The following is a 14933-nucleotide window of genomic DNA, read 5'->3' on the forward strand; positions in this document are numbered from 1 at the left end:
GATATAGGGCGGGCGTGACTTCCACCCCGGCACCTTCTCCACCGTCCAGCGCCCTTCGACTTCCCGGCTACGCCACATTCCTCGCGACGTTCATGTTGGCCATGATGGCCGACAACATCGAGCACGTCATCAGCTACTGGGTGGCGTTCCAGAAGTTCCACTCGGCGGCGCTGGGGGGCTTCGCGGTCGTCTCGCACTGGCTGCCCTTCCTGCTGCTCTCGGTGCCCGTCGGCGCGCTGAACGACCGCTTCGACTCACGGCGGCTCATCCAGATGGGGATGGTCCTCTTCATCCTCGCGTCGTTGGGCTGGGGCTACTTCTTCGTCACGGACTCGCTGCAGGTCTGGCACGCGATGGTGCTGCTCACGCTGCACGGGTGCGCCGGCGTGCTGTGGAGCACCTCCAGCCAGATGCTGCTCTACGACATCGTCGGGCCCGCCTCGCTCGCCAGCGCCGTGCGGCTGAACGCGACGGCGCGCTACCTCGGCGTGCTGGTGGGCCCTGGCGTGGGCAGCCTCATCATGCGCACGCTCGGGCCGACCTACGGCATCTTCCTCAACGCCCTCTTCTATCTGCCCCTGGCCATCTGGCTCGTCCGCGCGCCGTATGGCCGCCACTACCGCGGCGCCGCGCCGGGCCCAAAGCGCGCGGTGCGGGGGCTCGCCGACATCCTCCAGACGGTGAAGGAGGTTCGCGGCCTTCCCATCGTGTCCGGCATGGTGCTGCTCGCGGGCGCCGCATCCTTCTTCGTCGGCAACAGCTACCACGCCCAGATGCCGGGCTTCGCCGATGACCTGGGCCATGGTGACCCGGGCGCGGCCTACACCGCCCTGCTCGGTGCCGATGCGGCGGGCGCGCTGCTCGCGGGCATTCTCCTGGAGACGAAGGGAAGCTGGCTGCGCATGACGCCCACGGCCGCGATGACGCTCGCGCTGCTGTGGGGGGTGGCCCTCTTCGGCTTCGCCACGGTGCACGTCTACGCGGTGGCGCTCGTGCTGCTCTTCGCCGCGGGGTTCTTCGAACTGTCGTTCAGCAGCATGACGCAGGCCCTGGTGCAGATAAACGCTCCCGATGCGATTCGAGGCCGCGTGCTGGGCCTCTTCGCGATGGCGGCGATGGGCCTTCGCGCCTTCAGCGGCATCGTGGTGGGCCTGTTCGGAAGCGTGGTGGGCATCCACATCTCCCTGGGGCTGGCCACCGCGGGCTTCGTCGCCGTCATCGCCTTCCTCTTCTGGAGAACGAAGCGCGCGGTGGCGTGACGCCCCTCACCCCTGTGCCGTGGGGCGGATGACAATCTCGTTCACATCCACCTCGGCCGGCTGCTCGATGGCGAACGCCATCGCGCGGACAATCGCTTCCGGGGGGATCGCGAGCCTGTCGCGAGACTCCGAGAGCTGCGCCCTCATTCCCGGATGGGTCACCCCGTCCGCGAAGTTCGTCCGGACGAATCCAGGCGAAATGATGGTCACGCGCAGCTGAGCGCCCGCCTCCTGGCGCAACCCCTCGGAGATGGCGCGCACAGCGAACTTCGTGCCGGCATACACCGCCATCGCGGGGGTCACGCGATGCCCTGCCGTCGAGGCGACGTTGATGACATGTCCGGTCCCCTGCTTGCGGAAGACCGGGAGCGCCGCGGCGATGCCGTACAGCACGCCCTTGATGTTGATGTCGATCATCGCCTCCCAGTCCTCGACACGCAGATCATCGAGCGGAGAGACGGGCATGATGCCGGCATTGTTGATGAGCACGTCCAGCGTGCCATACCGCTCACATGCCAGCTGAATGAGGCCAGCCACCTCCTCGCGCCGTGTGACATCCGTGCGTGCCCAGACCGCTTCTCCCCCGGCGCCCACGATACGGTCCGCGAGCGCCTGAAGGCGCTCTGGCCGGCGCGCTCCCAGGACCACCTTTGCACCGCGCTCAGCGAGCAAGCACGCGGCCGCCTCCCCGATTCCGCTGCTCGCGCCCGTGATGACCACCACCTTGCCTTCGATTCCCGACATGCCCTGCTCCCTTCCCAGCGCCTGGGCTACGGGCAATGGAATAGGCATCGGGCGCACGGCGGGCTTGGGCGTTGTTGGCGGAACAGCTCCTGCCAAGAACGCCCAAGCCACGAGGGCGGCGCGCGGTAGAATCCAGGCGTGAGCTCCCCACCTCGCGCCGTCTCCGACGGCCCGCTCTCCATCCGCGTCTTCCGGCCCCCGGCGTTACCGGGCCTGTTCGTGGTGCGCTACAGGACCGACGGACGGCTCTGGCGCTGCGTGAAGGAGGGCTTCTCGGTGACGCTGACGTACACAGGCCGCGCGGAGTGGTGGTCCCGGGGCAAGGTCCGGCTCACCCGGCCGGGGACGCTCGATCTCAAGCAGCGGGGACAGGTCTACCGCGATCTGCGCCGCGATGGTCCCGCCCGCTTCCAGGTGATTGCCTTCGATGAGGCGCTCGTCGCCGAAGCCCGTGAGGCGCTCGGCGCCCCGGCCTCCGCCCAGCTCCAGCAGACCCAGTTCGACCACGGAGAGCCCGCGGCAGCCCCCTTCGTGCGGCTCCATGCCCTGGTGGGCGAGGACAGGACGGCGCCCGCCCACCCCCTCGAACTCCAGACAGCGCTGACCGAAGTGCTCGCGGCGATGGCCAGGTGCTTCGGCGCTCCGGATGAACCCGCGCAGCGCTACCACCGGCCCGTCCGCCGGGCGCTCGAGGCGCTGCACTCGGTCCACGAGCAGGGCATGACGTTGGATGCCCTGGCCCAGCACGCGGGGCTGGACAAGTTCCACCTGTGCCGTGCCTTCCGGGAAGCGGTGGGGATGCCGCCCTACGCGTACCTCACCCACCTGCGCATCTCCCGGGCGGCGGGGCTGCTGACGCAGGGCCTGTCACCCTCGGAGGCCGCGCTCCGGGTGGGGCTGTACGATCAAAGCCAGCTCAACCGGCACTTCAAGCGCATCGTCGGGTTCACCCCAGGCCAGTTCGCGCGCGCCGTGCAGTGACGCCTCGGCTCCGAGGGGCAGCGTCACAGGGCAGGACTGCGCTCCACCGAGAGCCGGGACTCGGCGGAGGCCACCCCCAGCCAGGTGTGGTGGTTCTGCTCCCAGCACCAGCCCAGCACCGGCGCCTTCTGCGAAATCCACAGCGCCGGCACGCGCCGGTCCGTGCCGCGAGAGGCCCCCGTGTGGAAGCATTTGTTCTTCTCCAGGGAGGCCGGGGAGGCGTGGAGAAAGCACAGGCCCTCCTCGATCGTCAGCAGGGTCCTTCCCCGCCCTGCCAGAACCTGGGCTGCTTCTGCGGGGCGGACCCCACAGAACTCCTCGCCCCGCTCGACGCCCATCAGCGCGTAGAGCGCTGCCGCTGGCAGCTCCACGGTGGGGCGGAACGTGTCGGCGTCGGCGAAATGCGGACTGAGCACGCCCGGGCGGCCGCCCCATGTCACCAGCGAGATGCGCTGGGAGGCAGGGACCTGCGCGCCGCTGACCACGAGGACAAACGGCGCCGTCTCGTGACGGGGAGCGGGAGCGCTGGACACCCGGTCCCGCAGCAAGGGACGCAACGGCTCGGCCAGGGCGCGAAAGCCTTGCGCCTGCAAGCCCATCAGTGCCGGGTAATCGAGGGCCACCAGGGTGTCGAGCTGGCGGTCGAACTCCGTATCGAACAAGCCTTCCGTGCGCATGCATGTCCCCGCCCAGATTGCCGATGAAGCCACCACGCGATATCGACATAATCAATCTCAGGCAGCAACACCGGCCCCCCCATCAATTCTGAGGACATGCTGAACTTCAGCCTGAATGGCTTGCGCGATGTACCCATCGGTGAGCCTGCGGGCGTCGAGGACCTGCCCCGAACGCGGGCCCTCCACGCCCTGCAGGGAAGAACTTCGCCATTGAAGCAGCCAGGCGAGCGAGGGCCGGCTGGGCGGGCCGTCACTCACCAAGCGGCCAGACCTTCCCCACACTGTGGGAGCGGAGGAATGAAATGCACACGGAGCTGTCTCCCAGCGTGAGCGGATCCCCCAAGGCCATCCAGCAGAACGCACGGCATGCGGCGAAGGTCGAACGGATTGCCCAGCAGTTGCGGCATCGCAAGAGCACACGGCCCGCGTCCTTCAAGAAGAAGACGCCCCCCCACCAGGTGCCCAAGCGCTTCGACCAGCGGCGCCTCGACGACAAGATCGACCTGAGCGATCTCGACCAGATCATCGAGATCGACGTGGTGGCGATGACCTGCACGGCCGAGCCCGCGGTCACCTTCGACGAGGTGGTCCACGCGACGCTGCGCCATGGGCTCGTGCCCATCATCGTCCCCGAGCACAAGACCATCAGCCTGGGCGGCTCCGTCGCGGGGTGCTCCATCGAGTCCATGTCCTTCCGGCATGGCGGCTTCCACGACACCTGCCTCGAATACGAAATCATCACCGCCAAGGGCGACGTGCTGCGCTGCTCCCCGGACGAGAATCCGCTCATCTTCCAGATGATTCACGGCTCGTTCGGAACGCTCGGCGTCCTGTCCAAACTCAAGTTCAAGCTCGTGCGCGCCGCGCCCTACGTCCACGTGAAGTACGAGACGTATGAGACGCTCGAGGCCTTCCAGCAGGCCATCCAGCGCCACTTCACCGCCCAGGACGCGGACTACCTCGACGGGCAGATCTTCTCCCCCACGAAGCACGTGCTGTGCGTGGGCCGCTTCGTGGAGAAGGCCCCGTACGTGAGCCGCTACGACTGGCTCAAGGCCTACTGCGAGAGCATCCCGCGCCTCAGCGAGGACTACCTCACCGTCTACGACTACCTCTTCCGCTACGACCGGGGCGTCACCCACGTCAAGCCGCAGAGCCTCGTGGGCCGGGCGCTGTTCGGCAAGCTGATCCACTCGGACAGCGTGCTGAGGGCCGCGGACCGCTTCCACCGCTTCCTGCCGGCGAAGAACCCGCCCGTCATCGTGGATGTGTTCGTCCCCTTCTCGCGCACGGCCCAGTTCATGGACTGGTACCACCGGGAGATTCACTACTACCCGGTGTGGTGCGTGCCGTACCGCCGCATGCGGGACTACGAGTGGCTGTCGCCCCGCTGGTGGGCCGGCGTGCAGGATCCGCTGTTCCTGGATCTCGCCGTCTACGGGCTCAAGCAGGAGCCGGGCCGCAACATCTACAAGGAGTTCGAGGACGAGCTGCTCCAGGTCAACGGCACCAAGACGCTCATCTCGTACAACTACTACGACGAGCAGACCTTCTGGAGCATCTGGAACAAGGACACCTACCAGGCGGTGAAACAGTTCACCGACCCGGACAACATCTTCCGGGACCTCTACACGAAGACGTGCCGGGCCGCGCTGGGGCTGGAGGACCCGGCGCCCAAGCCGGAGGGCTCCGTGCACTGAGGCCGCGGCCGGTGCTGGGGACCGCTCACCGCAGTCCCCAGTACACCGCCATGCCCACCGCGATGCCGAGCCAGAGCTTGTGGAACCGCCAGCTCGCCGCGGCGGCCAGCCCCGCCGCCAGGAGCCGCACCCCCGCCTCGCCCCGGTCTCCGGGGAGCGCGGGGACAACGAGGGCGGAGAAGACAGCGATGGGCACGAAGCGAAGGAAGCGCTTCCAGAAGGGCGGCACGCTGGCGCGCAGCCAGAGCCCCGCCAGCCGCGGCACGTAGGTGACCACCGCCATTCCCAGGATGACCGGCAAGGCGCTCATGACGCTTCGGCCTCCGGAGGGTTCTGCTGCTCGGGCTCCGCCGTGAGGAGCGCCCCGGCCAGGCTGCCCACCCCTCCCGCGAGCAGGAGCGCCACGCCTCCGGGCAGCACCTGGGAGCCGCCCAGCGCGATCGCGCCCGACAGCACGGCCACCCCGAGTTCCACCTTCCCGCGCAGCATGGGGATGAGCAGGGCGAGGAAGGCCAGCGGGAACACGAAATCCACCCCGAGCCCCGCCGGGTCCGGCAAGCCCTGGCCCAGCAGCGCCCCCACGAAGGTGAACAGGTTCCACGGCACGAAGACGCTCAGCCCCGCCCCCATCAGATAGGCGAAGGTCGGTTGCGGCTCGGCCAGCACCACCCCGTAGGCCTCGTCCGTGAGCAGGTGCGCGGCCACCCATCGGCTGGGCCCCGTCAGGGGGAGCCGCTGCGAGAGCGAGAGGCCATAGAGCAGGTGGCGGGCGTTGAGCAGCAAGGTGGTGAGGACGATCTCCACGCCCGAGGCGCCCGCCGCGAACAGCCCCGCCGCGCTGAACTGGGCCCCGCCCGCGAACACGAGAGCGCTCAAGAGCTGCGTGTCGAGCACCCCGAGCCCCGCGCCCCGCGCGGTCACCGCGTAGGCGATGGAGAAGGGAATGAACCCCAGCCACAGGGGAATGACCGTGCGGAAGCCCCGGAGGAAGTCACCTGAATGGGAATGGCCCATGCGGCCAACCTACGCAGCGCTGGGGCTCCGTGTCTTGGAGGATCTTGCGCCAGCCGCGTAGCGGCCCGGCGTCATCCCGGCGCGGCGCCTCCAAAGAACGCACTCCTCCTGAGGCCCTCCGGCGGCGGGCCCGCCCTGCGCGGCGATGGCGCCCTGCGGCAAAACGGAGGAGGAGCGGGAGGACGGCACGGGGTCTTGAAGCAACTTGCTCGCCAGGGCGGCTAGAGTGGGTGGACGTGAGGGCGGACGTAGCATGGTGAGTGAAACGCGGAAGGTCCTGCGGCTGCGCCTGCGCAACCACCTAGTGCAGATGGTGGGGGTGGCGCTGCTGGCCACGGTGGTGGCCGCGGCGTGCTGGTTCCTGCGGTTGCTGTGGCTGCCGAACATGGAGCGCCAGCTGTACGACAGCGCGCTCACCACCTTCACGCGCCGGCACGGCCTGTCCGAGGACATCACCGTGGTGGCCATCGACCAGTCCACCCTCGATGGGGTCCGCGCCAACCGCACCTACGCGCGCAACTTCGGCAACTACCCGTGGACGCGCAGCCTCTGGGCCCGCGTGGCCGAGGAGCTGTCGGCGAGCGGCGCCCGGGCCGTGCTGTTCGACGCGGTCATGGATGAGCCGGACACGGACCCCAGCGCGGACCAGTCCTTCGCCACAGCGCTGCGGGACACCGGTCTGCCCTTCTACCTGGGCGTCTCCAGCCATCGCAGCGATCACTCCCTACCGCGGGTCAAGCCCGTGCAGCGGCTCCCCGCGCCCGCCCAGGCGCTCGCGCCCGCCGGCGGCGCGCCGGTCCCGGAGGCCCCCAGCGGCGAGTTCGAGGAAGTGGAGGAGGACGAGGCCTACCCTGCCACGGATCCGCTCCAGGCCGCGCAGGCGCTCGCGTTCCCGGTAAGGACGGAAGGACGCCCCCTGCCACGGCTGGAGTCCGAGCCCGAGCGAGGCCAGCGCCACCCCCACCAGCTCGTCCCGCCCATCGCCCCGCTTCTCCCCGAAGTGGATGGCTTCGGCCTGGTGGAGGTGGAGCCGGACCCGGACGGGAGCATGCGGCGCACGCGCTTTGCGTACACGGACGGGACGAACGCCTACGTCACGCTGCCGGTGGCGCTGGCGGCGGACCTCTTCGGCGCCCAGGAGCTGGCGTTCTCCGGCCGGACGATGAGCCTGGGGCCGCGCGAGCTGGCGGTGAATCCGGACGGCAGCGCGGAGATCGACTTCGGCGGCACGCTGCACGAGCGCTACCACGTCATTCCGCTCATCGCCGTGCTGGATGCCTGGGCTCTGCGGCGCGAGGGCAAGCCCACGGGGCTGTCGCCGGACCTGTTCCGCGGCAAGGTGGTGGTCATCGGTGGCACGGCCCTGGGGGTGGGAGACACGAAGACGACGCCGTTTGGAGCCTCGGTGCCCGGCGTGAACAAGCAGGTGGCGGTGCTAGACAACCTGCTCACGGGCCGCTTCATCACCCAGGCCCCCCTCTGGGTGAGCCTGCTATTCAGCCTGGCGCTGGCGCTGACCTCGACGGTGGTGCTCATGACGCTGCGCCGGCCTGAGCTGGAGCTCGCGTGGCTGCTGCTGCTGATTCCAGTCCTCTTCGGGGTCATGGGCTACACGCTGGCCTTCGGCCGGGTCCACCTGCTCACCGCGATGCCCACCGTGGCGGGGCTGCTGGCCAGCCTGGGGGCGGTGGCCGCCAACCACCTGTTCGCCAACCGCGAGGCCGCGTTCATCCGGCAGGCATTCAGCCGCTACATGGAGCCGAAGCTCATCGAGCAGATGATCGAGGAGAACCAGCTGCCGCGCCTGGATGGCGAGGAGCGGGAAATCACCGCGTTCTTCAGCGACATCCGCGGCTTCTCCACCTTCTCCGAGCGGTTCCGGGAGGATCCGCGCGCGCTGGTCCGCGTGCTCAACATGTACCTGACGCGGGTCAGCTCGTCGCTGCTGAACGAGGGCGGGTGCCTGGACAAGTACATCGGCGACGCGGTGGTGTGCCTGTTCGGCGCACCCATCAACCACGCGGACCACGCGGTGCGCGCCTGCCGCGGGGCGCTCCGGGTGAAGGCCGAGGTGGAGCAGCTGCGCGAGGAGTTCCGCCAGCAGGGCCTGCCGGATGTCTACACACGCATCGGCCTCAACAGCGCGAAGCTCTTCGTGGGCAACTTCGGCAGCGAGCAGCTCTTCGACTACACCGCCATCGGGGACGGAATGAACCTCGCGGCGCGGCTGGAGGGCGCGAACAAGGCCTACGGCTCGCTCATCATGATCGGCCCGAGCACCTACGCGCGGGCCCAGCACGCCATCGAGGTGCGCGAGCTGGACAACGTGCGGGTGGCGGGCAAGACGGAGGCGGTGACGGTGTACGAGCTGCTGGCGCTCAAGGGCCAGCTGCCCGCCCACACGCGCGAGACGGTGGCGCGCTACCACGAGGCGCTCGCGCTCTACCGCCAGGCTTCCTTCGCCGAGGCGGTCACCGTGCTAGAGACGCGGCTGGCGCAGGACCCGGAGGACGGGCCCACCGCCGCGCTGCTGGAGCGCTGCCGGAAGTATGAGCTGTCTCCTCCTCGCCCCTTCGATGGGGTGACGAACCTGGACAAGTGAGCCGAACCGCATGAGTTCAAGAGCACGACTGCTGGGCGCCCTCCTGCTGCTGGGCGCCGCGAGCCCGGCGCTGGCCGCCCCGGCGGAGACCACCCTGTACGTGAAGGCCCGCAACACGCGGCTGATGGCCAGCGCCTCCGCCACCGCCAATGTCCTGGCCGTCCTCCAGCCCGGGAAGGAGGTGAAGTGGCTGGGGGCGGATCCAAAGAACACGCAGTGGCACCGCGTGCAGGCGGGCACCCAGAAAGGCCTGGTGTTCCAGTCCAACCTGGCCAAGAAGCCCCCCAACCTGGAGCTCGTTGCTCAGGACAAGGGGACCCGGCAGGTGGACCCGGTGGCCTTCGCCAACTCGGGGGCCGCGGTGAAGGGCCTCAGCCAGGGCGCCATTGACTACGGCAAGGGCAAGAACGATCCAGGCTACGCACAAGCCCTGCAGCAGCTCCAAACGCTGGAGACCCTGGCGGAGAAGATTGGCCCAGGGGAGCTCGCCGCGCACGCGCGCAAGGCCAAGCTCTTCCCCGTGGTGGGGCCTCAGGCCGTGGCCGGGCGAGGTGGCAAGTGAGCTGGCACCTGCTGCGGCTCTCCATGGTGGGACTGGGCCTGGCGGCCGTTTCGTGCGCAGGCATGAAGCAATCCCTCCAGAGCTACACGACGAAGGTGCCGGTTCAGTCATTCCGTGAGGGCGCCCGCGAGTTCTTCCAGTGCGACAAGCTGAAAGCCGATATCCCCGTGCAGGAGGAGTACGACCTGGGCGGTGCGGTCGCTCTCAATTGGATCCAGCGCGGTGGAGGGCTCCTGCTGGCCAACGCCAGCGAAAAGCAACTGCACCAGTACCTCAATACCGTGGGGCGCAACCTGGCTGCTCAATCGTCCCGGCCCACGCTGCGGTGGACTTTTGGGGCGCTTCAGGACCCAGAGGCCTTCAATGCCATCTCCGCGCCAGGCGGCTACGTCTTTCTCACCCGGCGCCTCCTTCAAGGCGTGGACAACGAGGCCCAGCTCGCGGGAGTGCTCGCACACGAGATCGCCCACATCACGCTCAAGCACTCCTTGAATTCATATGGCGATTTCAAGGTGAAGCAATGCCAGGCGGGCGTCTTGAAATGGGACGGGCCCTTCCTGGATAAGGCCACGGATTGGGTGATCTCCCGCCTCTCGGACGGCCTTGGGGAGGACGATGAGTTCGCGGCGGATGCCCTCGCGGTCCACCTCTTGGTTTCCGCAGGATACGATCCCACGGAATACACCGGCTTCATCGGCAAGATCCCAGAGAGCACGGGAATCACCTCCACGCACCCGAAAAAGGCAGAGCGTCTGAAGCGCATGGTGGCCGTGCTCGCAGAAGCGAAGAATCCCAGCGAGGGCTTCTCCGAGTGGCCCGCCGGGATGCAGGGGCTCGTGGCCCCCCCGCTTCCCCCCGCGTTCTCCGTGGTGCAGGCCAACGGGCGCTAAGGCCGCCGCCGGCTCATTCGTGCTCGCACCAAAGTCCTCCGGGACGCAGGGCCACCGTGCCTGGGCAAGACCCATTCCTCTCCCCGGTATACCACCGGAGCGTTGGCGGCATGACACCTGAGCCCCCGGGGGTCGGTGGCAAGCCAACGCGGCGCTTGGACTTGGGTCGTACCCGGAGCCCAGAGGGGTTGCCGGCCCCAGGCCGCCCCCTCACTGTGCCGGCAAAGTGTCCTGATGCGTCCAAGGGTCCCTACGTCATGAAGGCCGGTGCGGATTACGATGTCATCATTGTCGGAGGGGGCCCGGCGGGACTGTCCGCCGCGCTGCTGCTCGGCCGGTGCCGGCGCCGCGTCCTGGTGTGTGACGATGGGAACCCGCGCAATGCGGCCTCTCCCCGCTCGCATGGCGTCTTCACGCGGGATGGGACGCCCCCGGCGGAGCTGCTGCGGCTCGGACGCGAGCAACTGGTGCCTTACGGCGTCGAGGTGCGCGACGTCCACGTCACCGGTGCCCAGTGCGTGGAGGGGGGCTTCCAGGTGGAGCTGACGGGTGGCACCACGCTGCGCTGCCGCCGGCTCTTGCTGGCCACGGGCGTGGTGGATGAGCTGCCGCCCCTCGCGGGCATCGAGCCCTTCTATGGCCACAGCGTGTGGCATTGTCCCTACTGCGATGGCTGGGAGGCCCGGGATCAGCCCCTCGCCGCGTATGGCCATGGCCATGATGGCGCGGAGCTGGCGCTGGGATTGAAGACCTGGACGGACGACATCGTCCTGTTCACCGATGGCGGGCCCCCGCCGTCTGACGAGCACCAGGCGCTGCTGCGCCATGAAGGCATCCCCTGGTATGGCGAGCGCATCGCGAGGCTGGAGGGCTCCGGGAGGCAGCTGGAGCGCGTGGTGCTCACCAGCGGAGCGTCCATTCCGCGCCGGGGGCTCTTCTTCCACACGGAGCCACGGCAGCGCGCCCCGCTGGCCGAATCGCTGGGATGCCCCTTCACGCGCCGGGGCGCGGTGAAGACCGGCAACCTGGAGGACACGGGCATCCCGGGCCTGTATGTCGCCGGAGACGCCGCCCGGGACCTGCAGTTCGTGGTTGTCGCCGCGGCCGAAGGCACCAAGGCGGCCCTCGCCATCAACAAGTCCCTGCGCATCGAGGACTGCCCAGCCCCCAACCCGTCGCCCGACTCGCCCTTCGCCGTTCCCGAGGGCCCGGAGGCGGCCGAACCCGCCCCCGCCTAGCCCTCTATGGATTTGTGGACAGCCCGCCGTGCGGTCAGGACGATGCGCTTCGTGAGCGACTCAAAGATTGAGCGGGACCTTCGAAACCTGGGGGTCCGCGAGGGAGGCGTGCTGCTGGTCCACACGTCGTTCCGCGCGGTCCGGCCCGTGGAAGGCGGGCCCCTGGGACTGATTGGCGCCCTGCAAGCCGTGCTCGGCCCCCAGGGCACCCTGGTGATGCCAACGATGACGGCCGGAGACACGGTGTTCGATCCACGGTCCACCCCGACGGACGCCATGGGAATCACCGCCGAGCTGTTCTGGCGGCAGCCGGGAGTCTTGCGGAGCACCCATCCCGGGGGGTCCTTCGCCGCCGCGGGGCCACTCGCCGCGCAGATCTGCGCGCCCCAGCCGCTCTCGCCACCCCATGGACCGGACAGCCCCGTGGGCCGCGTGCATGCGCTGGCTGGACAGGTGCTCCTGCTCGGGGTGACGCACAGCGAGAACACGACGCTGCACCTCGCGGAGGCCCTGGCCGGGGTGCCGTACTCGATGTCACACCCCTGCGTCGTGGAGGCCGATGGCGAGGTGAAGACCGTGATGATTCCCGAGACGGATCACTGTTGCCGCGGCTTTCAAATCGCCGACCACTGGCTGCGCGTTCACGCGCTTCAGCGCGAGGGGAAGGTGGGCAACGCCCACGCCCGCCTCAGCGATGCGCGCAGTCTGGTCATGCTCGCGCTCGAGCACCTCACCGCAAACCCGCTCACCTTCCTGTGCCCCGCGGGAACCGGCTGCGAGGAGTGCGATGCGGCCCACGCGAGCATTCCGCCTCCGGGTGCCTGAGGGAGGCTTCGGATGGAGCGGGGACCGGGTTAAAAGCCCCCATGCGCTCGCTTCGATCCTCTTTGATACTCCTCGGGCTCCTGGCCTCTCCCGTGCTGGCCGCTGTGCCCGCCGGCTTCCAGGAGACGGTGTACACGTCTCCCGCCCTGACGCCCGCCACGGGCATGGCCTGGGCGCCCGATGGCTCGGGGCGGCTCTTCTTCACGCAGAAGAACGGCAAGGTGCTCGTCGCGACGATGCGCGATGGGGCGCTCGTCACGCAGGGCACGGCCCTGGTCACCTCCGAGTTCGCCACGGAGACCGTCTATACCAACAGCGAGGGTGGCCTCCTCGGAATCGCGTTCGATCCGAACTACGCCGTCAACCGCTACGTCTACCTGTTCCTCTCGGCGACCAGCGCCAAGCAGCAGATCGTCCGCTACACGGACGCCAATGGCGCGGGCACGGCGCGCACGGTGCTCGTCGACAACCTGCCAACCGCCGGGCAGAACCATGTGGGCGGGGCGATCGGGTTGGGTCCGGACGGCAAGCTGTACTGGGCCATTGGAGACCTGGGCAATGGCACCGGCGTGGACGCGGATCTCACCTCGACAGCGTCCAAGGTGAGCCGGGCCAACCTGGACGGCACGCCCGCCAACGACAACCCCTTCAACGATGGGGTGGGCCCCAACAACGAATACATCTGGGCGCGGGGCTTCCGCAATCCCTTCACCTTCACGTTCCAGCCTGGCACCGGGCGGCTGTGGGTGAACTCGGTAGGCACGGGCTACGAGCAGGTCTTCCTCACCAACGTGCGAGACCATGCCGGCTACGACGATTATGAGAACAACCAGCCCGAGGGCTTCATCCCCCCGGTCATCAAGTACCGCACCAACGGCACGGACACGCGCAGCCTCACCGCGGCCGGCGCCGTGAGAAGCGGCGGCACCGTCACCTTCACCACCACGGCCGCCCATGGCTTCCGCAAAGGCGAGAGGATCACCGTGGCGGGGGTCGCGAACGCGAGCTTCAACGGGGACTTCTACGTGGCCAGCGTGCCGTCCCCCACGGCATGGACGGCAGCGCAAACCGGCCCGGATGAGGGAAGCGGGGGCGGCACGGCGGTGACGCAGAACCTGGGCGGGTCCATCACCGGGGGCATCTTCTACGACTCCACCCTCTTCCCGGATGAGTACCGCGGGAACTTCCTCTTCGGGGACTACAACTCCGGAAGGCTGGTGCGCGCGACGCTGGCCGCAGACAACACGGTAGCCACCGTGGACGCCTGGGGCTCCGGCTTCAGCCAGACCGTGGACATGGATGTGGGCCCCGATGGTGCGCTGTATACCGTGGGCGTCACTTCCGGCTCCGTCACGCGGATCCTTCCCACCGCCGCTGGGCAGAAGCTCATCGTCTCGGCGCTGAACGTGACGCTGGTCGAAGGCGGCCGCTCTGTGTTCACGGTGCGGCTGGCCGAGGCCCCCACCGAGGAGCTCCGTGTCAGTGTGGCGCGGGCCTCGGGCGATGAAGACCTGAAGGTAGCGGAAGGCGCGGAGCTCATCTTCACTCCAGCCAACTGGAATCAGCTTCAGCGCGTCGTCCTCGCCTCCGCCGAGGACGCGGACACGGCCGCGGACCGGGCGGCCTTCACCGTGTCCGTGCCGGGGCTGACCCCCGAGACGGTCCAGGCGGTGGCCATCGACGACAACTCGGCGCGGCTGATGCTTTCCGCCCAGGAGCTGGCGATGGACGAGGGAGGCACCGCCACCTTCACGGTGGCGCTCTCCAGCAGGCCCCAGCGAAACATCTCCGTCACGGTGGCGCGCACCGATGGGGATACGGACGTCACGGTCTCCAGCGGCACCACCCTCACCTTCACAGCGGCCAACTGGAACACGGCGCAAACCGTCACCGTGGCGGCGGCGGGAGATGCGGACACCGTCCAAGATTCCGCCAAGATCACCGTGGCCATGCCGGGAGGGGATGCCCGCACGGTGTCCATCACCGTGCAGGACACGACTCCCGTGGCCCCCACCATCGTGTCCACCCCTATCACCACCGCCGTGGTGGGCACCCCATACCGCTATGAGGTGGTCGCCGAGGGACGGCCCGCGCCCTCCTTCTCGCTGACGAGCAGCGTGCAGGGGCCAGGCATTGACGCCACCAACGGCGTCATCCTCTGGACGCCGACGGAGGCAGGCACGGTGGACCTCCAGGTAACAGCGAGCAACGGGGAGGCCCCAGATTCGGTTCAGTCCTTCCAGGTGGCCGTGACCGCCGCGCCCCAAGATGGGGGGACCGAGCCGGATGGAGGGACGACGCAGCCCGAGGAGGATTCGTCTGGCTGCGGCTGCGGCGCGGGCCCCAGCGGCGCGCTGGCGTGGCTGGGAGGGCTCTGGATGCTGCGCAGGAGACGGGCACGCGGCGGCTGAGCGAGCACGGAGTGGACTCAGGGAGTGGGG

General features: G+C 68.9%; 13 protein-coding genes. 9 read left to right on the forward strand and 4 right to left on the reverse strand.

From position 1 onward, the window contains the following. Positions 1–14 precede the first annotated feature (14 nt). Positions 15–1259, forward strand: a complete 1245-nt coding sequence (locus KY661_RS19360) for an MFS transporter (protein WP_225411607.1) — start codon at positions 15–17, stop codon at positions 1257–1259. A gap of 6 nt (positions 1260–1265) precedes the next feature. On the opposite strand, the gene KY661_RS19365 is transcribed toward KY661_RS19360, so the two are convergent. Then, entirely contained in the window at positions 1266–2003 is a 738-nt protein-coding gene (locus KY661_RS19365; protein ID WP_225411608.1) for an SDR family oxidoreductase, read from the reverse strand. A 138-nt stretch (positions 2004–2141) separates the two neighbouring features. Between KY661_RS19365 and KY661_RS19370 the strand changes: the two genes are divergently transcribed. Further along, positions 2142–2984, forward strand: a complete 843-nt coding sequence (locus KY661_RS19370; protein WP_225411609.1) for a helix-turn-helix domain-containing protein — start codon at positions 2142–2144, stop codon at positions 2982–2984. A gap of 23 nt (positions 2985–3007) precedes the next feature. Here KY661_RS19370 and KY661_RS19375 read toward each other — a convergent pair whose 3' ends face one another. Then, positions 3008–3661 carry a DUF5701 family protein gene (locus KY661_RS19375; protein WP_225411610.1) on the reverse strand — a complete coding sequence of 218 codons (654 nt, stop codon included), beginning with the start codon at positions 3659–3661 and terminating at the stop codon, positions 3008–3010. Positions 3662–3987: 326 nt separating this feature from the next. On the opposite strand from KY661_RS19375, the gene KY661_RS19380 reads away from it, so the two are divergent. Beyond that, positions 3988–5361, forward strand: coding sequence for an FAD-binding oxidoreductase (locus KY661_RS19380; RefSeq protein WP_225411611.1), 1374 nt, complete (start codon positions 3988–3990; stop codon positions 5359–5361). Between the two features lie 25 nt (positions 5362–5386). On the opposite strand, the gene KY661_RS19385 is transcribed toward KY661_RS19380, so the two are convergent. Together KY661_RS19385 and KY661_RS19390 are read right to left on the reverse strand one after the other, a co-directional pair. Beyond that, positions 5387–5671, reverse strand: a complete 285-nt coding sequence (locus KY661_RS19385) for an AzlD domain-containing protein (protein WP_075009304.1) — start codon at positions 5669–5671, stop codon at positions 5387–5389. Beyond that, positions 5668–6375: an AzlC family ABC transporter permease gene (locus KY661_RS19390; RefSeq protein ID WP_225411612.1), complete on the reverse strand. Its 708-nt coding sequence runs from the start codon at positions 6373–6375 to the stop codon at positions 5668–5670. Before KY661_RS19390 ends, KY661_RS19385 begins: the two co-directional genes overlap by 4 nt. Before the next feature lie 253 nt (positions 6376–6628). On the opposite strand from KY661_RS19390, the gene KY661_RS19395 reads away from it, so the two are divergent. The 6 genes from KY661_RS19395 to KY661_RS19420 all read left to right on the forward strand — a co-directional run bounded on the left by KY661_RS19395 (position 6629) and on the right by KY661_RS19420 (position 14903). After that, complete coding sequence (locus KY661_RS19395; RefSeq protein WP_225411613.1) at positions 6629–8977, forward strand: adenylate/guanylate cyclase domain-containing protein; 2349 nt, start codon at positions 6629–6631, stop codon at positions 8975–8977. 10 nt (positions 8978–8987) lie between these two features. After that, positions 8988–9539, forward strand: coding sequence for an SH3 domain-containing protein (locus tag KY661_RS19400; RefSeq protein ID WP_225411614.1), 552 nt, complete (start codon positions 8988–8990; stop codon positions 9537–9539). Beyond that, positions 9536–10429 (forward strand): M48 family metallopeptidase, encoded by an 894-nt coding sequence (locus KY661_RS19405; RefSeq protein WP_225411615.1) that lies wholly within the window; start codon positions 9536–9538, stop codon positions 10427–10429. Before KY661_RS19400 ends, KY661_RS19405 begins: the two co-directional genes overlap by 4 nt. A gap of 257 nt (positions 10430–10686) precedes the next feature. After that, positions 10687–11667 (forward strand): NAD(P)/FAD-dependent oxidoreductase, encoded by a 981-nt coding sequence (locus KY661_RS19410; protein ID WP_225411616.1) that lies wholly within the window; start codon positions 10687–10689, stop codon positions 11665–11667. A 51-nt stretch (positions 11668–11718) separates the two neighbouring features. Beyond that, the gene (locus KY661_RS19415; protein ID WP_398577210.1) at positions 11719–12492 is read left to right on the forward strand and encodes an AAC(3) family N-acetyltransferase; all 774 of its coding nucleotides are present in this window, start codon (positions 11719–11721) and stop codon (positions 12490–12492) included. Between the two features lie 41 nt (positions 12493–12533). Continuing rightward, positions 12534–14903 carry a PQQ-dependent sugar dehydrogenase gene (locus KY661_RS19420; protein ID WP_225411618.1) on the forward strand — a complete coding sequence of 790 codons (2370 nt, stop codon included), beginning with the start codon at positions 12534–12536 and terminating at the stop codon, positions 14901–14903. Positions 14904–14933 lie beyond the last annotated feature (30 nt).

Source organism: Allostigmatella hybrida (assembly GCF_020103775.1).
Classification (GTDB): Bacteria; Myxococcota; Myxococcia; order Myxococcales; family Myxococcaceae; genus Hyalangium; species Hyalangium aurantiaca.